Source organism: Microbulbifer taiwanensis, from assembly GCF_014904815.1.
Classification (GTDB): Bacteria; Pseudomonadota; Gammaproteobacteria; order Pseudomonadales; family Cellvibrionaceae; genus Microbulbifer; species Microbulbifer taiwanensis.
Genome location: NZ_JACZFR010000032.1, coordinates 1 through 19,544, shown reverse-complemented (window position 1 = coordinate 19,544; position 19,544 = coordinate 1). Strand labels below are relative to the sequence as shown.

At 60.8% G+C, this 19,544-nt stretch carries 20 protein-coding genes; 8 read left to right on the top strand and 12 right to left on the bottom strand.

Annotated features, from left to right (window positions below; genetic code table 11):
• The first annotated feature begins 29 nt into the window (after positions 1–29).
• The 4 genes from sohB to IG627_RS12360 all read left to right on the top strand — a co-directional run bounded on the left by sohB (position 30) and on the right by IG627_RS12360 (position 4,422).
• Positions 30–1,214, top strand: coding sequence for a protease SohB (sohB, locus tag IG627_RS12375; RefSeq protein WP_193192683.1), 1,185 nt, complete (start codon positions 30–32; stop codon positions 1,212–1,214).
• Positions 1,215–1,293: 79 nt separating this feature from the next.
• Positions 1,294–2,295: a YhdH/YhfP family quinone oxidoreductase gene (locus tag IG627_RS12370; RefSeq protein WP_193192682.1), complete on the top strand. Its 1,002-nt coding sequence runs from the start codon at positions 1,294–1,296 to the stop codon at positions 2,293–2,295.
• Between the two features lie 188 nt (positions 2,296–2,483).
• On the top strand, positions 2,484–3,749 hold the full coding sequence (locus tag IG627_RS12365; RefSeq protein WP_226865029.1) for a patatin-like phospholipase family protein: 1,266 nt from the start codon (positions 2,484–2,486) through the stop codon (positions 3,747–3,749).
• Positions 3,730–4,422 (top strand): DUF4919 domain-containing protein, encoded by a 693-nt coding sequence (locus IG627_RS12360; RefSeq protein WP_193192681.1) that lies wholly within the window; start codon positions 3,730–3,732, stop codon positions 4,420–4,422. The genes IG627_RS12365 and IG627_RS12360 overlap by 20 nt, the downstream gene beginning before the upstream one ends.
• Before the next feature lie 159 nt (positions 4,423–4,581).
• Here IG627_RS12360 and IG627_RS12355 read toward each other — a convergent pair whose 3' ends face one another.
• From IG627_RS12355 to IG627_RS12335, 5 genes are all read right to left on the bottom strand, one after another.
• The gene (locus IG627_RS12355; protein ID WP_193192680.1) at positions 4,582–6,798 is read right to left on the bottom strand and encodes an ATP-dependent helicase; all 2,217 of its coding nucleotides are present in this window, start codon (positions 6,796–6,798) and stop codon (positions 4,582–4,584) included.
• Between the two features lie 64 nt (positions 6,799–6,862).
• Entirely contained in the window at positions 6,863–8,599 is a 1,737-nt protein-coding gene (locus tag IG627_RS12350; protein ID WP_193192679.1) for a SulP family inorganic anion transporter, read from the bottom strand.
• Between the two features lie 106 nt (positions 8,600–8,705).
• The gene (locus tag IG627_RS12345; RefSeq protein ID WP_193192678.1) at positions 8,706–9,137 is read right to left on the bottom strand and encodes a YeeE/YedE family protein; all 432 of its coding nucleotides are present in this window, start codon (positions 9,135–9,137) and stop codon (positions 8,706–8,708) included.
• A 4-nt stretch (positions 9,138–9,141) separates the two neighbouring features.
• Positions 9,142–9,576: a YeeE/YedE family protein gene (locus IG627_RS12340; protein ID WP_193192677.1), complete on the bottom strand. Its 435-nt coding sequence runs from the start codon at positions 9,574–9,576 to the stop codon at positions 9,142–9,144.
• A gap of 9 nt (positions 9,577–9,585) precedes the next feature.
• Entirely contained in the window at positions 9,586–9,900 is a 315-nt protein-coding gene (locus IG627_RS12335; protein WP_193192676.1) for an ArsR/SmtB family transcription factor, read from the bottom strand.
• A gap of 101 nt (positions 9,901–10,001) precedes the next feature.
• Between IG627_RS12335 and IG627_RS12330 the strand changes: the two genes are divergently transcribed.
• The 3 genes from IG627_RS12330 (at position 10,002) to IG627_RS12320 (ending at position 13,205) form a co-directional block, all read left to right on the top strand.
• A complete protein-coding gene (locus IG627_RS12330) occupies positions 10,002–10,880 on the top strand; it encodes an MBL fold metallo-hydrolase (protein ID WP_193192675.1) in 879 nt (292 codons plus the stop codon).
• Between the two features lie 146 nt (positions 10,881–11,026).
• Positions 11,027–11,443: a TIGR01244 family sulfur transferase gene (locus IG627_RS12325; RefSeq protein ID WP_193192674.1), complete on the top strand. Its 417-nt coding sequence runs from the start codon at positions 11,027–11,029 to the stop codon at positions 11,441–11,443.
• Positions 11,444–11,486: 43 nt separating this feature from the next.
• Positions 11,487–13,205 (top strand): SulP family inorganic anion transporter, encoded by a 1,719-nt coding sequence (locus tag IG627_RS12320; RefSeq protein ID WP_193192673.1) that lies wholly within the window; start codon positions 11,487–11,489, stop codon positions 13,203–13,205.
• 60 nt (positions 13,206–13,265) lie between these two features.
• On the opposite strand, the gene IG627_RS12315 is transcribed toward IG627_RS12320, so the two are convergent.
• From IG627_RS12315 to IG627_RS12300, 4 genes are all read right to left on the bottom strand, one after another.
• Positions 13,266–14,027, bottom strand: coding sequence for an alpha/beta fold hydrolase (locus IG627_RS12315; protein WP_264300008.1), 762 nt, complete (start codon positions 14,025–14,027; stop codon positions 13,266–13,268).
• Between the two features lie 89 nt (positions 14,028–14,116).
• Positions 14,117–14,530, bottom strand: coding sequence for a cupin domain-containing protein (locus IG627_RS12310; protein WP_193192671.1), 414 nt, complete (start codon positions 14,528–14,530; stop codon positions 14,117–14,119).
• A gap of 87 nt (positions 14,531–14,617) precedes the next feature.
• Positions 14,618–15,484 (bottom strand): gliding motility protein GldB-related protein, encoded by an 867-nt coding sequence (locus IG627_RS12305; protein ID WP_193192670.1) that lies wholly within the window; start codon positions 15,482–15,484, stop codon positions 14,618–14,620.
• Positions 15,485–15,966: 482 nt separating this feature from the next.
• Positions 15,967–16,614: a DUF899 domain-containing protein gene (locus tag IG627_RS12300; protein ID WP_193192669.1), complete on the bottom strand. Its 648-nt coding sequence runs from the start codon at positions 16,612–16,614 to the stop codon at positions 15,967–15,969.
• A 145-nt stretch (positions 16,615–16,759) separates the two neighbouring features.
• Between IG627_RS12300 and IG627_RS21185 the strand changes: the two genes are divergently transcribed.
• Positions 16,760–17,746: a GlxA family transcriptional regulator gene (locus tag IG627_RS21185; RefSeq protein WP_193192668.1), complete on the top strand. Its 987-nt coding sequence runs from the start codon at positions 16,760–16,762 to the stop codon at positions 17,744–17,746.
• A 76-nt stretch (positions 17,747–17,822) separates the two neighbouring features.
• Here IG627_RS21185 and IG627_RS12290 read toward each other — a convergent pair whose 3' ends face one another.
• From IG627_RS12290 to IG627_RS12280, 3 genes are all read right to left on the bottom strand, one after another.
• A complete protein-coding gene (locus IG627_RS12290; RefSeq protein WP_226865026.1) occupies positions 17,823–18,332 on the bottom strand; it encodes an ester cyclase in 510 nt (169 codons plus the stop codon).
• A 249-nt stretch (positions 18,333–18,581) separates the two neighbouring features.
• Positions 18,582–18,959, bottom strand: a complete 378-nt coding sequence (locus tag IG627_RS12285; protein WP_193192666.1) for a tetratricopeptide repeat protein — start codon at positions 18,957–18,959, stop codon at positions 18,582–18,584.
• A gap of 39 nt (positions 18,960–18,998) precedes the next feature.
• Positions 18,999–19,442 (bottom strand): IS3 family transposase, encoded by a 444-nt coding sequence (locus IG627_RS12280; protein WP_319024563.1) that lies wholly within the window; start codon positions 19,440–19,442, stop codon positions 18,999–19,001.
• Positions 19,443–19,544: the final 102 nt, after the last annotated feature.

Below are 19,544 nucleotides of genomic sequence, written 5' to 3'. Positions count from 1 at the left end.
AATACGCAAGGTAGCAATCTGGAGTCTTAGTGGAATTTCTCATCGAATACGGCCTGTTCCTGGCCAAGGTGGTGACCATCGTCGTCGCCCTGTTGGTCATCATCGGTTTTATTGTCGCTAATCGCGAGCACCTGAAGGAGCGGGTGCAGGGACATATCAGTGTTACCCACCTGAATGATCGCTACGAGCAGTTCAAGGAGACGCTGCTCGAGGCGGTCATGGACAAGCACGAGTTTTCCCGGCGCAGGAAGCAGTTGACCAGGGACAAAAAGGCACAGGAAAAGGCCCTGGCGAAAAAGCACAAGGCCGAACAGAAAAAGAAACCGCAGCAGAAGGTCCTGCAGTCGGGACTGGAAAGTACGGAGACCCCCGTACCGGGGCAGGGCGAGGCCGACGCGGAAGCGGGTGAGCAGCATACGCCGGCAGTCATTACCGAGAAGCCGGCAGGCGAGCGCAAGCGTATCTATGTGATGCACTTCGACGGCGATATCAAGGCCAGTGCGCTGTCCCAGCTGCGCGAGGAAATCACCGCGGTGCTGGAAGTGGCCGAGCCCGGCGATGAAGTTGTCGTGTGCCTGGAGAGCCCAGGCGGCATGGTGGCCAATTACGGCCTGGCGGCGAGCCAGCTGGCACGGGTGCGCAGCGCTGGTATCCTCCTGACCATCGCCGTGGACAAGGTGGCGGCCAGCGGAGGTTATATGATGGCCTGTGTTGCCGATCGTATCCTGGCGGCACCTTTCGCAATGCTCGGCTCCATCGGCGTGCTGGCGCAGCTGCCGAATTTCAATCGCCTGCTCAAGCGCCACGATGTCGATTTCGAGCTGTTTACCGCGGGCGAATTCAAGCGCACTGTGACCATGTTCGGCGAGAACACCCCGGAGGGGAAAGAGAAGTTCCAGAGCGACCTGGAAGAGATACACGCGCTTTTCCAGCATTTCGTTGCCGAGTACCGCCCGAAATTGGATATCGCCAGGGTGGCCACCGGGGAAGTCTGGTTCGGCCAGCGAGCGCTGGATCTCGGCCTGGTGGACGAACTGAAAACCTCCGACGAGTATCTGACCCGCTGTGCGCGGGATGCCGACCTGTATCAGATCGAATACAAAGAGAAAAAGAATATCGCCAGGAAAATGGGCCTCGCCGCCCAGGCGGGCGTGGAATCCGCACTGATGCGCTTTTTCTCCCGCCTGGCCGCCTGGCGCCACCAGGCGCAGTGACGGTTTCAATGGCGAGTGGTTACCGGTGACTGGCAGACCCCTCGCAGTGGCATCGGTGGCAGGAAAAGGAAGCATTGCCATGGAAAAGACTTTTCGCGCTATCTGGGTAGAGGAAGTGGCCCCGGGCAAGTACGACCAGCGGATCGTCAATCGGAATCTGCGGGACCTGCCGGACAATCCACTGTTGCTGGCGGTGTCCCACTCCTCCCTGAACTTCAAGGACGCCCTGTCCGCATTCGGCAATCGCGCCATCACCGACGAGTATCCGCACACCCCCGGCATCGACGCCGTGGGCAGGGTGGTTGAGGACAGGAGTGGCACCTATGCACCCGGCGACCAGTTACTGGTGACCGGCTACGACCTGGGTATGAACACTCCCGGGGGGCTCGCCGAGCGCATAGCCATTCCCGCGGGCTGGGCGTTGCCGCTGCCGCCGGGGCTGACGGCGCGGGAGTCAATGATCCTCGGCACCGCCGGCCTCACCGCCGGACTCTGTGTGGAGAAGCTGCTGGAGGCCGGGGCCACGCCGGAGGACGGCGAGGTACTGGTGACCGGCGCCACCGGCGGTGTCGGTTCCATAGCGGTGGCGCTGCTGGCCAAATTGGGATTTCGCGTGGCGGCAGTGACCGGCAAGCTCGAGTCGGCGGAATTCCTGACCGCCCTCGGCGCCTGGAAGGTCATCGACCGGGAAACCCTGGCACCCTTTGCCAGCAAGGCGATGGCCAAGCCGCTGTGGGCCTGGGCGGTGGACACCGTCGGCGGCGAAACTTTATTCAATGTGATCAAGTCACTGGCCTATGGCGGCGGTGTCGCCGCTTGCGGCATGGCCTCCGGTGCCCAGTTCCAGGCCAATGTGTTCCCGTTTATCCTGCGCGGTATCAGCCTGCTGGGGGTCGACAGCGTCGAGCTGCCGCTGGCGAAGAAGACGGCGGTCTGGCAGAAGCTCGCCGGCGACTGGTATATCGGCGAGCAGCTGCAGCGCATCGCCGAGGATATTTCCCTCGAGCAGGCGCCGGAGTTCCTCGCCAGGCTGCACCGCGGCCACGGAATAGGGCGCTATGTGGTGGACATGGCGCTCTAGTTGCTTCTGCCGGATTCGGTGCCAAACCCATCACGGCTTTGCGACCGAAATCCCAATCGGGTCATCTTCTTGTCGATATGCGGCTGCTATGCTAATTACCCCGGCAGTGCATTTGCCGGGAACCAGGTTTCTCAGTAGCCCGACTTGAAGTGACCCTGTGTGCTTTTTCTCGCTATTGGTAGAAAAAATTGTCCGCAAATAATGAGATACCAAAGCTCCCCTATCAGGCCAGTGCCCTGGTACTGTCCGGCGGCGGTGCGCGTGCCGCCTACCAGGCTGGCGTGCTCAAGGCGCTGGCGGAGCTGACGCCGGAGAGCAATCCGCACCCCTTCCAGATTATCTGTGGCACCTCGGCGGGGGCGGTAAATGCCTTGCTGCTCGCGTCCCACCCGGGCAACTTCAGGGAATCGGTGGAGCGGCTCTGCGCCCTCTGGGAGCAGTTGACCGTCGACCAGATCTATCGCAGCAGCTGGCGCAGCCTGCTAGGCAACATGTTCGCCATCACCCGCTCGCTGTTCAACCAGGGCGTAGGGCGCCAGAAGCCACTGGCTCTGCTGGACAATTCGCCGCTGCGGCAACTGGTGGAAGAGGTAGTCCACTTCGGCAATATCCAGAAGAATATCGACGCCGGCCATCTGCGCGCCGTTTGTGTCAATGCCCTTTCCTACAGTGAGGGGGAGTCCGTCAGCTTCTTCCAGGGGGGCGAGGAGCTGCCCGAGTGGCGGCGATTCCGCCGCTATGGTGTGCGCACCCGCCTGACCGTCGACCACCTGATGGCCTCGGCGGCCATCCCGACCCTGTTCTCCACCGTCAAGATCGGCAACGACTATTTCGGCGACGGCGCTGTGCGCCAGCTGGCGCCGATCAGCCCGGCGCTGCACCTGGGCGCCAACCGCGTGTTTGTCGTGGGCGTGTCCGACAACCGCTCGCCGGTACACTGGGGCAAGAAGCGCACCAAGCCGCCGCGGCACTCGCCGTCCATAGCGCAGATCGCCGGCCAACTGTTCAACGCGGCCTTTATCGACAGCCTCGAAGGGGACCTGGAGCACTTGGACAGGGTCAACCTGTTGCTCGACTCGGTGGATGCGAAAAATCTCGAAGACCTGGGGCCCCTGCGCCCGGTGGAGTCGGCGGTCATCGAGCCGTCCCAGAGCCTCGATCGCCTGGCAGGGCGCAAGGTGCGCTATCTGCCGCCGGCACTGCGCTGGCTGTTCCGCTCCACCGGTGCCACCACATCCGGCGGCGGCGCCTCGGCGGCCAGCTACCTGCTGTTCGAGAAACCTTTTATCGGCGAGCTGGTCGAACTTGGCTACCAGGATGCCATGTGGGAGCGGGACAAGCTGCGCGCCTTCCTGCAGCCGCACGTGGAACCCGCCGAGGCCGAGCGCAAGGGCCTGTTCGGCATCAGAGTCAAACCTGTAACGGAAGCAGCCAATGGCAACTCTCAGTCTTAAATTTATGCGCGCAAGCGCGTTGCTGGGCCTGTGCGCCATTCTGGCGGCCTGTAGTACCACGCCTGCCCGGCAGGCGGATGGGCAACAGGGCGGCCCCCAACTGCGCCAGGCCGAAGTGAGCGAATATCGCCGCCTGCTGGCCGAGGCACAGCGGTTGTCTTTCACCCTGGATTTCAATGCGCTGCGCCGCGCTTTTGTCGAGTCGGCGGAGTACAACCCTTACGGCGGGGGCAAGCTGGAAGGCCTGGCGGAGGCCTACGGCTCGGTGGAGAGCGCCGAGTTCGGTAAGTGCCTGCAGCATGTGGACCAGGTACTGGCCAGCAATTACATGAGTCTCGAAGCCCATATGATCGGCGTCGTCTGCAGTGGCCGCAGCGCCAACCTGGAACGGGAGGACATACACCGCTATATGGTCGAGGGCCTGATGGACTCCATCGAGAGCAGCGGTGACGGCAGAAGCCAGGACAGCGCCTACCACACCATCAGCACGTCCGAACTGCGCGGCTTCGTTCGCCTCAAGGGCCTGCAGGTGCTAAACCAGTCGATCGTCTACGACCAGCGCGGCATCTACGACAAAATGCAGGTGCGCGATCCCGAGTCCGGTGACGAGTATGCGCTGTTTTTCAATGTCAGCCAGCAGTTCGCACATGGATTGGATAGCGCTGCGGAATAATTTCGGGACTTGCGTAGGGTGCGCCGTGCGCACCTTCAAGTCTCGCGGTACGCACGGCGCACCATACAGGGCCCTGTAGGAGCGGCCGGTGGCCGCGATAAGTGATAGGCATCACCTGGGATTTTGATCGCGGCCACCGGCCGCTCCTACATTCAGTAATTACAGCAAGTGCTGCGCGAGTTTCTCCCAATCAAAGCGCCGCGTCTGCCGGTCGCTGAACAGCACCTCCACTCTCTCGTCCTCCCATTTGATCACCCGTCCGTAACCCAGCTTGCGGTGGCGGATGCCGTCGCCCAGTGCCGGTTTGTGCAGCGGCGCGCGCGGGCCGCTGATTTCCGGGTTGTAATCGCAGGCCTCCAGATAGTGCAGGGCCTGGCGGGTGATGGGAATGCTGCTGGTGATTTCCGTCGGTCGCTGTTGCAGTGCCCCGGCCATCAATTTGCACAGTGGCAGCTGCATCTCGTCGATAAACAGCGACGGTTGCTGCTCCGCCGCGGCTCCCTGTTCTTTCGGCGCTGGCTGTGGCGCCAACAGGTATAGCTGCCGGCGGGCGCGGGTCATGGCCACGTACATCAGGCGCCGCTCGCTCTCCAAGGATGCCGGCGTGGAGAAATCCCGCTGCGGCTGGTAGGGCATATTGTGCTGGGTCAGGGATGGAATGATCACCTGGTCCCACTCCAGGCCCTTGGCCTGGTGCATGGTGGTGATCTGCACCGCTTCCGCGGCCGACTGTTCGCCCTCGCGGTGCTGGCGCTGCAGTTCCTGTAAATGCGCCAGCGCCTCGGTGGGTGGTTGCTTGAGGCTATCCAGGTACTGACAGAATGCGAGTATTGTCTGTTGACGCTCCTCGCCTTGCTGGCGGGTAAAGCTGTCGTCGCCGATACCGCTCAGGTAATCCAGTTCTCCCAACTGGCGGCGCAGCAGCTCGCCGGCCAGGCCGCGCCAGTTTTCCATTTCCGTCAGCAGCTCGGCGCGTTGGCGCAGCCGTTTCAGCTGCGCCTTGCTCAGTGATTCGGGCACCAGTGCCAGCAGGTGTGCGCCCCAGTCTCCATCGCGCTGCGCCAGCTGTGCACAGATCGGCTCCAGCAGTTTGCGCGCAATGCGGATATGGGGTGCAGTCAGCCACTCGTACAAGCCCTGCGCGCGCCGCCCGGCCGGCAGCTCGGCGAAGCGGCCGGAAGCGATATTCAGGCTCCAGAACAGCGGGCGCAGTTCGCGGCGCGACAGCACTGTATTGCGATTGCCGGAGCGGTAGGGAATGTTGTTGGCCAGCAGTGCCAGTTCGATCGGCGCGGCCACCGACCAGAGGCGCACCAGTATTGCGACCTGCTCCAGCGGTTGCCCTTTGGTTTTGCAGCGGCGGAGGTGCTCCACCAGCCAGCGGGTTTCCTTTTCTGCCTGTACCAGCTCGATATCCGTTTGCTGCTCGCCGTCGGCGGAGACGCAGAAAATTTTCGCGCGCTCGCGATTGTTCTCGATAAAGTGATTGGCGGCCAGGGACAGCTGGTGCCCGTAGCGAAAGGTGCGACTCAGCTGATAGACGTTGGAGGGCGGGAAATCGCCGTCAAAGAACTTGAGCAGGAAATTGGGCTTGGAGCCGCGCCACTCGTAGATGGTCTGGTCCGGGTCGCCGATGGCGATCACGTTGCCGGATTTTCCGTAGAGCACGCGCAGTAAAAAATGCTGCACTTCATTGATATCCTGGTACTCGTCCACCAGGATATCCTCGTAGTGGCTGCCATACTGCTCGGCCATACCCGGCTCCAGGCTGAGCAGTATCGCCGGGTCGTAGATCAGGTCGGCGTAGGTCACCGCATTCTGGCTGCGGCGCCAGTCCTCAAAGGCGCGGAACACCTTTAAAAAATACATGTACTCATCGCCGAGCTTCAGCGCCTGGAAAGCACTAAAGTCGCCGGTCAGGATCGTCTTTGTATAGTCGATAAAAAATTCCGCGGCTTCGATTTCCGACTGCTTGCGCGCGCGTATCTCCTCCAGTTCGTAGGGCGGTGCGCATTTTTCTATCGCCTTCCAGATCTGCAGTTGCACCACGGACTGGGGCAGGGGGGTCAGGTTGGCCGGGGAGATATGCCGGTTGGCGATCATGCGCTGGTAGAGGCGGTAGCCGAGACTATGGAAAGTGTGCACGGCCGGGGCCGCGCCCTCGATCAGCTGCTGCAGGCGCCGCTCGAAATCCTCCCGCGCGCTGCGGTTGTACATCAGTACCAGCACCCGCCCGGACGCGATGCCCGCATCCAGGCGGTTCCTGACATAGTGCAGCAACGCGGTGGTCTTGCCGGAACCGGCCACGGCGATAATCTTGGCGTGGCCGCCGGGGTGATCGGCGATGGCCTGTTGTTCATCCGTAAGTTGCTGCATCGGCGGCGGCTGCCCAAATACTGGATATTTTGCCAGTATAAGGCGGCTGGGGACAAGTGTGCGGTCAGCCGCTGCCGGCCGCGGCCTCACCCTCATCCAGCCGGTTGCGTCGCAGTGCCAGCTCGGCGATATAGGAGGAGAGGAAAACCCGCCCGCTCAGTTCCTCCAGCAGCCTGGAGCGCCCCAGGCGATCCAGCACCGGCCCCTTTACCTCCGACAGGTGCAGGCGGATATCCCGCTCGTGCAGGTCCCTGTTTACCTGCTGCAACCGCTCCAGGGCGGTGCCGTCGATACGGCTGACCGAGGACAGTATCAGTACCAGCTCGCGTATCTGCGGGTGCCGCTTTATCTCGCTCAGCAGGCGATCCTCCACGGCGCTGATATTGCTGAAAAACAGGCTCTCGTCGATGCGCAGGAAGAGAATGTCCGGCTGTGTCTTGACCGTGTGTCGCAGCACATTGCGGAAGTGCTCGGTGCCGGGGACCCGTCCCACCACGGCGATATGGGGGCGGCTGGTGCGCCAGATCAGGGTGGCAAAGGAGAGGCCGATACCCAGGCCTATTCCCGCCTCCACGCCGAACAGCAGTACGCCGAGAAAGGTGCCGGTCATGGCGACGCCGTCGGTGCGGTCGTAGCGCCAGTTGTGAATAAAGCCGCTCACGTCCACCAGGCTGGCGGCGGCGACGATGATGGTCGCCGCCAGCACGCACAGTGGCAGTTCGGTAAACAGGTTGGTGATAAACAGCAGTACCAGTGCCATCAGCAGTGCGGCGATAACACCGCTCATGGGCGTGTGCGCGCCACCCTCATCGTTGATGGCGGTGCGGGCAAAGCTGCCGGTCACGGCGAAGCCGCCGGACAGGGCGCTGAGCAGGTTGGCCGCGCCCAGCCCGCGCAACTCCGCATCCGCGTTCAGCCGCTCGCCGCGCCGCAGCGCAATGGCGTGGGCGATGGAGAGGCTCTCGACAAAGCCGAGCAGGGCGATGATCAAGGCGGGTAGTAGCAGCTTGTAGGTCAGGTCCCAGTGGAAGCCCGGCAGTTTGAGCTGCGGCAGTCCCGGTGGAATGGCGCCCACCACTGCCAGGTGCCTCTCCCAGTGAAACAGTGTCGTCAGCGCGATAGCGACCAGCACCACCAGCATCGGCGCCAGCCGGGAGAGCAGCTTCGCCCAGGACTCCGCCAGTCCCAGTCGCTGCAGCAGCGGCGCCAGCCACAGGCGCGCGGCCACCAGCATCAGGACGGCCGAAATCCCCAGTTCGGCGGTCATGGGTGCCGCCTCAGGCAGTTGTTTCAGCGTGCTGATCAAGAGTTGCAGGGCGGTATCGCCGTCGCTGTCGATACCGAACAGCGGACTTATCTGGCCAATGATGATCAGCGTGGCGGCGCCGGAGACGAAGCCGCTGATGACGGGGTGACTGAGCAGGTTGGAGAGGGCGCCGAGGCCGAGCAGGCCCATGGCGAACAGGAAGAGACCGCTGAGGGCGGCGAGAATGATCGCGCCGGCGATATACTCCTCGCTGCCGGGCGCCGCCAGCGGCGACAGCGCCGAGGCGGTCATCAGCGCCAGCACCGCGACAGGGCCGACAGACAGTGCCGAGCTGGTGCCGAAGATGGCATAGCCAATGAGGGGCAGGAGGCCCGCGTAGAGACCGATATGGGGCGGCAGCCCGGCCAGGGCGGCATAGGCCAGCGCCTGGGGCACCAGCATCATGGTGGCCACCAGTGCCGCAATCGCGTCCCCCGCCAGCCATTGGCGCCGGTAGTGTTTCAACCACTGGGGAATCAATCTGCTGGCCCGCATCCCTGCCTTTTATTCCATTGCCGCGGCTTTCGGAAGACTCTCAGAAAAGATAGACGGGATTGGGGGAAGGGCCCCGCCGGCACTCTGAGTTACCGGATCCGGCAATTCAGGCCGGAGTGCGGCCACGGCGATTCAGCAGATGGTAGAGGCCCATGCCCGCCAGCATTGCCAGGGCAAATACCAGCGCCTTGCTCTGGCCGGCGCCGGTGGCCACTATCGCCGGCCCCGGGCAGAAGCCCGCCAGCCCCCAGCCGACACCGAACAGCAGGCTGCCGATCACCAGGGGGCGGTCTATGTCGCGCCGTGTCGGCAGGTTGTTCTCCTCTCCCAGTAGCGACTGGCTGTGCCCCCTGGCAAGCCGGAACACCGGCAGGGCAACGCCGATGGCGCCGGCCATCACCAGGGCCAGGGAAGGATCCCAGGCGCCGGCCAGGTCGAGGAAGCCGAGCACCTTTTCCGGGTTCGCCATGCCGGACAGCAGCAGGCCCAGGCCGAATAGCAGCCCGGCGGCCAATGCACTGAAGTGCGTTCTTTTCATGGGCCTAGCCTCCCAACAGGTGGCGCGTTGCAAAGACAGTGGCGAAGCCGGCGCCCATAAAACCGAGTGTCGCCACCAGCGAGCGCGGGGACAGGCGCGACAGGCCACAGACGCCGTGGCCGCTGGTACAGCCGGAACCGTAGCGGGTTCCGATTCCGACCAGCAGGCCGGCGGCGATCAAAAGCGGATAGCCGGCCTCGATCCGGATCGGGGGCAGGGCGGCGAACAGCAGCCACACCAGCGGGCTGAGCAGTAGCCCCAGCACGAAAGCCCGCCGCCAACCGGTCTCCCCGGCAGTGCGGTCTATCAGTCCGCCGAGAATACCCGAGATGCCGGCTATGCGGCCGTTCAGCAGCAACAGCAGGGCACTCGCCAGCCCGATAAGCGCGCCGCCGGCCAGGGCGGACCAGGGGGTAAACGCATTCCAGTCAATGGTCATGGTTGGGGGCTACTCCGCACAGTAAAGTTGGTAGAGGGTTCGCAGCATTGTCAGTACCCGCTGGTCGGCAACCCGGTAATAGACATGCTTGCCCTCGCGCCGGGTCGCCACCAGGCCCTCCCGCCGCAAAACGCCGAGCTGCTGCGACAGGCTGGGCTGGCGTATATCCAGTCGCGTCTCCAGCTGGCCGACATTCAGCTCCGCCTGGCTCAGCAGGCACAGCAGCAGCAGCCGGTCCCGATTGCCCAGGGAGCGCAGCATCTGTGCGGCTTCGCCGGCGGAGGCGCGCATCTTGTCGAGACTGACCTCGGCAGTTTCAGGCATGGATTTCTCCCCGCTGGGATACTTTACATTTTTACATTATATTGATTTGTATATTGTCGACAAGTATATTGTGGCCAGTGCCAAGTACCGGAGGTCAATGCATGTCTGTCGCCAAGCCGCTCACACAGGTTCAGCCCTTTCTCGATCGGAATACCGAAACCTGGAGCTATGTCGTTTACGACCGCGAGGGCGGCGCCGCCGCGGTAGTGGATGCGGTGCTCGAGTTCGATCCTGCTTCCGGCCGCACGGGCACCGCCGGTGCCGAGGCGATCGCAGCTTTCGTGCGCGAGAAAAATCTCACCGTGGAGTGGGTACTGGAAACCCACGCCCACGCCGATCACCTGTCCGCGGCGCCGTTTATTCGCGAAAGGCTGGGTGGCAAAACCGCCATCGGCGAGGAGATACGGCAGGTGCAGAGCACCTTCCGCGAAGTGTTCAACCTGGAGAGAGGTTTTCTCGCGGACGGCAGCCAGTTCGATCACCTGTTCTGCGACGGCGAAACATTCAATGTCGGCGGGCTGCAGGCGCGCGTTATCTATGTCCCGGGCCACACTCCTGCGGATATGGCCTGGTTGATCGGTGATGCGCTGTTTGTCGGCGACACCCTGTTTATGCCGGATGTGGGCAGCTCCCGCTGCGATTTTCCCGGTGGCGATGCGAAAGCCCTGTACCGATCGGCGCAGAAGCTACTGGCGTTGCCGGAAGAGACGCGCATGTTCATGTGTCACGATTACCCGCCGTCCGGCGAGCGCGAACACCTGTGCGAAACCACTGTGGGCGCCCAGAAACGCGATAATATTCACCTGCGCGATGGCATCACCGAGGCGGAGTTCGTGGCGATGCGCACCGAGCGCGACGCCACACTGGCAATGCCGAGCCTGATCATTCCATCGATCCAGGTCAATATCCGCGCGGGCCAGATGCCGCCGCCTGAAGATAATGGCACCGTCTACCTGAAAGTGCCGATCAACAAATTGTAAGTAAGCGCAAGGGGAATCCTGGTCGCCGTCTTTCCGGCGCAGGCCGGAATCCCGGTGCCAGCTGAATCGGAATCCACTTTTGCCGGCATGACGAACCGCGAAATCTATACGTGGAATCAGCGTGTCTACATCAATTCGAGACAACGATGAATATCAAACAACTCGACGAACAGGTCAGCGTATCGGATCAGTGCAGTTGCGACGCCCTGGCGCAACTGGCGGAGACCGGGGTGAAACTGCTGGTGTGCAACCGCCTCGAGGGCGAGAGCGAAGACCAGCCGTCCTATGCCGAGATGAAAGAGGCCGCAGAGCGAAGTGGTATGGCGTTTATCGCCATTCCGTTTGCGCGCGGCCGGATGACCAGCCAGCACTGCCGGGCGTTTGCCGATATTCTGGCGCGCGGGGATCGGGTGCACGCCTACTGCCGCACCGGTAACCGCTCCTGCAATCTCTGGGCCGGCGCGCGACTGCTCGCCGGTGCGGACAGGAAGGTGCTGCTCGGTCAGGCCCGGCACGCCGGTTTTGATATCGGCGGCGTACTGGTGGCGATGGATCCCGAATAGGGCAGAAGCTGGAAAGCACAATAATCATTAGCGGATGTTATCCATGCGCCCGGTAGCGACCCATCTCCCGATATTCGAGTCACTTGGCAACTACGACCGACAGGCACTGAGCCGCGATCTGCTGGCGGCAACTGTCGTCACCATCATGCTGATTCCACAGTCACTGGCCTATGCGCTGCTCGCCGGCCTGCCGGCCCAGGTGGGGCTGTACGCGAGCATGGTGCCACTGCTGGCCTATGCGCTGTTCGGCAGCAGCCGCACCCTGTCAGTGGGGCCGGTGGCAGTGGCATCGCTGATGAGTGCGGCGGCGCTGGGGGAAGTGGCGCGGCAGGGCAGTGCCGACTATCTGTTGGCAGCGGCCACCCTGGCTGTGCTGTCGGGCCTGTTCCTGGCGCTGCTCGGCCTGCTGCGACTGGGGTATCTCGCCAACTTCCTGTCGCACCCGGTCATTTCCGGCTTTATCACTGGGTCTGCACTGCTGATCGCACTGAGCCAGCTGAAGCATATTCTCGGCGTAGGTGCCCATGGCGACACCCTGCCACAGCTGCTGCAGTCAATCGCAGTCAATACCGCGGCAATCAATCCCTATGCGCTGGCAACCGGTGCGGCGGTCATCTTTTTCCTCTACTGGGCGCGTTTCCGTGCCGTGCGCCAGTTGGAGCGATTGTCACTCTCCGCCCACACTGCGGGGCTGCTGGTGAAAGCTGCACCGGTTGTGGGGGTGCTGGCCACCATCGCCGCGGCTGCCGCCTTCGATTTCGAGGGCAAGCAGGTGGCGCTGGTCGGCGCCATTCCCGCGGGGTTGCCGGCACTGCAACTGCCGGTCATGTCCTGGGACCTGGTCGAGCCGCTGGTTCTGCCCGCTATCATGATCTCCATCATCGGCTATGTGGAGTCGGTATCCGTCGGCAAGACACTGGCCGCCAAGCGGCGCCAGAAAATAGAGATGAACCGGGAGCTGATAGCGCTCGGCGCCGCCAATATCGGCTCCGGCCTGTCCGGTGCCTTCCCGGTTACCGGCGGCTTTTCCCGCTCTGTAGTCAATTTCGATGCGGGTGCGGAAACCCAGCTGGCCAGTGTCTTTACCGCTTTGGGTGTCGGGCTCGCCTGCATTTTCCTGACGCCATTTCTCTACTACCTGCCCAAGGCGACACTGGCGGCCACCATTATTGTCGCGGTGCTGTCGCTGGTGGATTTTTCCATCCTGAAGAAAACCTGGCGCTTTTCCAGGGGCGATTTCCTCGCGGTGCTGGTCACCATTGCCGTGACATTAGTGCTCGGCGTCGAGGCCGGGGTATCCTGCGGCGTCGGCGCCTCGATACTGTTATTCCTCTATCGCACCTCGCGGCCGCATATTGCCGAAGTGGGGCTTGTGGAGGGCACTGAACACTTTCGCAATATCAGGCGGCACAAGGTGCTGACAGTGCCCGAGATACTGACCATCCGCGTCGATGAGAGCCTGATGTTCTCCAATGCCGGTTTTCTCGAGGAGCGCATCTACGCCGACCTGGCGGCCAGCGAGTGCGTAGAGCATGTGATTTTGATGTGCAGTGCCATCAACGAGATCGATTGGAGCGCTCTGGAAGTATTGGAAGCCGTCAACCAGCGGCTGGCGGAGCAGGGCATGCAGCTGCACCTGTCCGAAGTGAAGGGGCCGGTGATGGATGGATTGCAAAAGACCGGATTCCTGGAGCAGTTGTCCGGTAGGGTTTTCCTGTCCCAGTACCAGGCCTTTTCGGAAATCAGATCTGCGCTGGCCTAAGTGGACGGGTGCCTACAGCCACTCGGGAAGCCGGCGGCGGGGTGCGTCAACGGCTTCAGGTTATGCGGATCTGATCATTGTTCCGTTTCGCGTGTCGCGACAGTGTGCAAGCAGAAACTCCAGCATCGACTTGGTCACGGCGGCCGGTTGTTCCAGTGTAGAGAGATGTCCGGCGCGGGGAATGATTTCCAGCACGGCATTGGGTAGCCGCCGCGCCAGGGCCTCGGAGCAGGGCGGTGGCAGTGAGATATCCTCCTCGCCCACCAGCACCAGAGTCGGCTGAGATATCTCTGCAAGTCGCGATTTAAGGGAGTCGCGATGGCAGAGGGCGTCGCATACGTTATCGATGGAAGCCAGTGGCATGGCTGAAAATATTTGTTTCCAGTGCTGCACCAGTTCCGGTTGGGTCTGCAGTGTATGGCGGCCGAACATCAGCCTGGCGACCTTGGGTAACAGGGGGTCAATGCCAAACAGCTTTGCGGTCGCCACCATGGCTCTGTACTTGAATTTCTTGAAACGGGTTTCGGTGCCGGCGTGGCTGTCGAGCAATACCAGCCCCGATACGCGCTGCGGTACCACCAGCGCCGCGCGCAGCGCGATCATGCCGCCAATCGAGAGTCCCGCCCAGACTGCGCTGTCTACTCCCTCGGCATCGAGTACGGCCAGTATATCCTTCACCAGGTCGTAGATGTCCAGTGGCTGGTCGGCTTCGCCGGACTGGCCGTGACCGCGGATATCGATATTGATTACCCGGAAGTATTCGGACAACGGCTCCACCTGCTCCGACCACATGGAACCGTTGCAGAGAAAGCTATGCAGCAAAACCAGACTTGGTCCGGAGCCGCAGGTTTCGTAATAGATATTCTGACCTTTGGATTGGATACTCGGCATTGGCGGTGAACTTCTAGTGGCTATTGATCGGTTTCTTGCGCAGCGAACTCTGTCGCCCGGTGTTCGGTACCCTCGCCGGGCGTGATGAACAGTACCCTGCTGGGCTCCTGCACCTGCGCCGTATGCCAGACACCTTTGGGAACAATGGCATACTCGCCGGTGCGGGACAGCGGTATCTCCCTGCGACCGCCGTCCATCTCCAGAATAAAAGTAGCGGCACCGGACAGCAGCACTACAATCTCGTCGCCGTTGGGGTGCCTTTCCCAGTTTGCCCAATTCCTGTCGAATGAATAGCAGGTGACCAGGTCATGGCCGGCGAAGTTGCCAAACTCCCGTTGCAGTTTCTGGTAAACATCGGGGGTGTTGGCGATTCTGGTGGCATCCTTTGTAGGGCTCAATACGACAAATTCGCTTTCCAGATCCGAGCTATGCATAACTTTTCTCCGCGGTTGGAATCTCGGTGGTGTGTCGTGAAAGGGCCCGCGGCCCTGGTATTGTACTGGTACTTGTTGGTTGTGGATCTAATTGAGTTCTATTCCTGGGTACCAGCCGCTCCTGGCGAGAAAGTCCCTTGCATCGGTCATCTCAAGGATCTCGCGCAGGGCCCGGCGCTTGTCGGACGCATTGCGGTAGTAGGCCTTGGCGATGCGGTAGCCCACCCAGTAGCCGAGATCGCCGGGGGTGTCCGGGGTGGCGTTGTATACCCAGTCGGACAGGTCGGTCTTGTCGAGATCGGCGGCAAAGCGGGTCTCTATCTCCAGTTCGCGCCCGGCCGCGGCGGCCGCATTGCGGGAGTAGGCGACCTGGCCGGCGATAAGTTCGCCGACGAATTCGCCGATGCCTTCAACCAGTGAGAGTTCCAATACCGTAGGCTTTTCTTTGTCGCCGATGGTGGCTGCTATTACCTGCTGCACATGGGCGTACTCATGGGCGAGTACATAGACGATACGATCCTCGACGTTCGGGTTAAGCCAATCGGTCGCACACAGTGCCTCCAGCCCGACCTGGATACCGGTGTCCGGTCCGCCGACTGCCACCGGTTTACCGCGACCGATGGCGATGGTAACCGGCGGGAAGCGGGCATCCGCATACAGGTGCCCCAGTGTGTGCAGAGCCGTTTCCAGGCGCACCTTTGCCCGCGGCAGGGCGGCCAGGCAGCGCTTGGCATCGGCGTACAGGTCGGGATTTTTTGTTAATCTGTCGGCGATCCGCTCTCCGGAAATATTGCGCAGCCGGGCGAAGAGTTCCAGTCCATCCGAACCTCGGTCGAGATAGTCGCGTTGGAGCTGTTCCGCGGTCGGGCGTCCGCCGGCGGCGTTGTAGACGCGATAGAAGAGATCGACATCTTCGGTTTGGACGATTGCACCAGAATTCGCGGTGTTATCCACCACGGGCTCCCTCTGGGCTTGCGCGGGCGCTATGGCACAAATAAGGGTCCAAGCCAGGATACTGGCAGATTTCCAATTCATATTTACTCTCATAAATGTCTTTCTTGTTATTGGTTCACTCCTATACGGATTTATCCAAACTGTTGCCTTTCTTAAAATTATTTGGATTAAAGCCGAAATTAGAAGACCCCTACAGCCGGATGCCAGTCTGAACCTCGCACTTCCACGAGGTCAATCGGACCCCGCGACTGACCCACCCGCGCGCGCTGAACGTCGATCATTGGCGTGGTGCGCCGGCGGGCCACCTATATTGACACAGGCGGCGCTCCCACCGACACCCCGAGTCGAGTTTTCGGCCGAAGATGCCCTCCGTCTGCGCCAATAGATCGCTGCGGTGGCGGCGCAGCTGCCGCTTAAGCCTCCGGCCAGCACCCAGGTTGTCAGCCCGCCCAGGGCACACAGCGGACACATTGCCAGTCCCCTCAATATTCGTCGTGCTTCTGCCACCACTGATAGGGCGGCGTTTGTGCAACTCCTTCGGGGCTGTCCTCCCAGAGCTCCTGGCGCCCCATTGGCGTGAGATCGAGATAGGAAAAATTGGAGCCCAGATACTCGGCGCCGCGCTGGGTGGTGTGGTAGCTGCGGTAAATGGTGTCGTTATCGCGGATAAATACGCTGACGCCGAACATTTCGCCGTTGTCGCGGGTCGCACCGAAATCCCGGTTGAAATCGCTCCCCGCGGAGGAATACCACGGAAACTCCCAACCCATGCGCTCCTTGAAGGCGGCGAGCTTGGGATAGGGGGCGAGTGAAACCAGCACCAGCGAAGTGTCGCGCGCGTGGATATGGGCGATGTGCCCCATGTTGTCGACCATCATCGAGCAGCCGGTGCACGGCGATTCGGCAAACATGAAGTGGTAGACAATCAGCTGCCTGCGTCCCTCAAACAGGTCCCGCAGACTGACCTGGCCCCCGGGGCCGGTAAAATGGTAACTCTTGCTGACTTCCGTCATCGGCAGACGGCGGCGCTCGGCGTTTAATGCATCCCGGAGCCGCGTGTGCTCCTTCTCCTTGATTCGAAAAGTATCCAGCGCGCTCTGCCATTCCTGTGTATCGACTATCCGGTTCATGGTGACCTCCGTTTGTAGCGTCCGGGGCAGTATGGCGCTCGGTGCGCCTGCGTGCGCTGTGGTCAAATGACGGAGGTGGGGTGGTTTTGTGCCATTTGCTCGTCTATGATCTTCCCGAGTGAAAAAGGCGGAGGGGCGAACGACCGTGAAGAGTGTCTATATCCTGGTCAATGAAGACGTCGTGCTCTCGTCGGCGGCGGCGCCACTGGATATATTCGTGCGCACGAATGACATCCTCAGGCAGATGGGGCGGGCGGCGGCGTTTGATATCTCCCTGGTGGCCGAGCAGGCCAGCGATATCCGCCTCGGGGGCCCCGCGTCCTTCGCCTGCCAGCGCAGCCTGGAAGAGGTACCGCCAAAGTCTGCCGGCCATCACCAGGGCCTGATTCTGGTTCCCGCCTTCGATGGCGAATGGGATCAGTTGCGCAGCAAAAACAGCGCGGCCATTGCATGGCTGAAGCAGCACTATGAGGCGGGCACGGAGGTCGCGAGCCTGTGCAAGGGCAGCTATTTCCTGGCGGAGGCCGGCTTGCTCGAAGGCAAGGCCTGCACTTCGCACTGGGCGGTCATCGACGATATGCGTCGGCGCTTCCCGGAGCTGGACCTGCAACCGGATTCCGTGCTGACCGACCAGGGCGGCATCTATACCGGCGGCGGTGCATTTTCGTCACTGAACCTGGTTTTGTATCTCGTCGAGAAATTCTGCGGGCACGAGGTTGGAGTGCGGGTTGCCAAGAATTTTTCCATCCACCGGGACCATATGAACCAGGCGCACTTCTCGATATTCAGCGGCCTGAACCGGCACGGTGACAAGGCGATACTGGACGCGCAGAACTTTATCGAAGAGCACTACGGCGAGGATATCAGCGTCGAACAGGTTGCGTCGCAGGTGAATATGAGCAAGCGCAACTTTATCCGCCGCTTCAAGCAGGCGGTTCAGATTACGCCGATTGAGTATATCCAGCGGGTGAAGATTGAAGTTGCCAAGAAAGCCCTGGAGAGTGGCAAGCGGAATATTCAGGCCCTGACCTATGAGGTGGGTTACAACGATAGCAAAACCTTCCGCAGTGTTTTCAAACGCTTGACTGGGGTTACGCCGCAGGACTATCGCAACAAATATGGGCGTCTGTAAGGGCGGTAGGGGAGGGCGTTCATTTCTCCACTGCGGCAAAAGCCGGCGCAGGAACGCCCGTAGCGTCGGGTAGGGATCACTCCAGTGGGATACCGAGCTGCCCAAACCAAGTGGCTTTATCCCAATAGCCACGCTGAGATTTGATCATTCCATTGGCTACCTGGAAGATTTCACATCCCCGAACCTTGATCGAGTGGCCATTAGGTTGATGTCCGAAGAACATACCCTGCCAAGTGCCGGTTAACTCCCATTCGAGAATCGCCCATTCGTTGTCCTCGAGCAGCTGGAGAGACCGGACACGGCAATCCGGAAATGCATTGAAGAGTCTCGGGAAGTGCTCGAGCATGGCTGGGCGCCCAATGCTCGGATCGCCTATGGGCATCTGTAGGTTGACCACATCCTCGTGGCAGAGTACAGCAATGGCTTCGGCATCCCTATTGTTTAATGCATCAATCCAGGCCAGAACAACTTCCCGTGCTGATTTCATGTCGTCTCCTTGTGTTCCCAATGCCGCAATCGGATGGAAACAAATTTTCCCTGCATTGCGAAAATTTGGCTGTAGAGTAAGCGCATGGAATGTGCGCATGTCTGCTTGTCGACTGCGTCGTTTCGCGTGTGCCCATCTCTGGTATGAATTACGTAAGGTGCAGTCCCCGCGGAGGAGGCTGGTCTCCAGACTGCCTGCAATTATACATTGACTGAATACTTGAGGTCACGCGCTTCGTCTCGCAGTGAAATATGGGTTCTCGGTGGTGCCCACGGTTTCATACCGCCCTGTCGATGCTGGGTGGCGTGAGCGAGACATTCGAGCGGACTGACTGTCGCCTGTTAGTTTTTAGTGCCCCATTGGATCAAAGTATGCCTCCCATGTAAGAGCGCCAGCCTGTTTAGATTTTGCCTTTTTCATGTGGATAATTGCACTTTCATGGGTGGAACAATTTATCAGTGCTACACCGAGATTGTAAAAGGCATGCTTATTTTCACTGCCTTGGTCAATCGCTTTGCGAAGATACTCAGTTGCTTCTTTGTGATTGCCCATATCACACAAAACTGTGCCGTAGTTTATGAGGGAGAACTCATCATTAGGGGCTTTGTCTAAGGCGGTTTCAAGCAGACTTATTGCTTCGTTGAAGTTCTGATGCCACTTGGAGCTGTCTTTCCAAGTTTCATCAATTAGCGATTTAGCTTTCTTGTTTAGTTCTTCGATATCCATTTTAAAACTGGTCTTACCCACAAAAAGTAGACACTCTAACTATGCGCATTTGCGCTCATACTCTTCTGGACTTATGTAGCCCAGTGTAGAGTGCCGGCGTATCCTGTTGTAGAAAACCTCGATGTATTCAAACACCTCGGATTTTGCTTGATCAATACTGTCGAAGCTTCCTGCGTATACCAGCTCTACCTTTAGCCGACTGAAGAACGACTCCATCGCAGCGTTGTCCCAGCAGTTTGCCTGGCGACTCATGCTGGAGCGGCAGCCGTTCGCCAAGAGTAGGTCCTGATACCCCTGAGCTCGATACTGCACACCTCGGTCTGAATGCACAATCAGTCCGGGTTTTGACTCACGGCCCATCAGAGCCATTTTCAATGCTCTCTGAGTGAGCTCTTCCGTCATCTGCACATCCAGCGCCCAGCCGACAATGCGACGCGAATACAAGTCCATCACTACTGCGAGGTACAGCCACCGATCCCTCACCCAGATCTAGGTAATGTCGCTGGTCCAGCGACGGTTGGGACGATCTACCTGAAAGCAGCGCTTCAGCAGGTTGGCAGCCACATTCACCTTGCTCTCAACCGG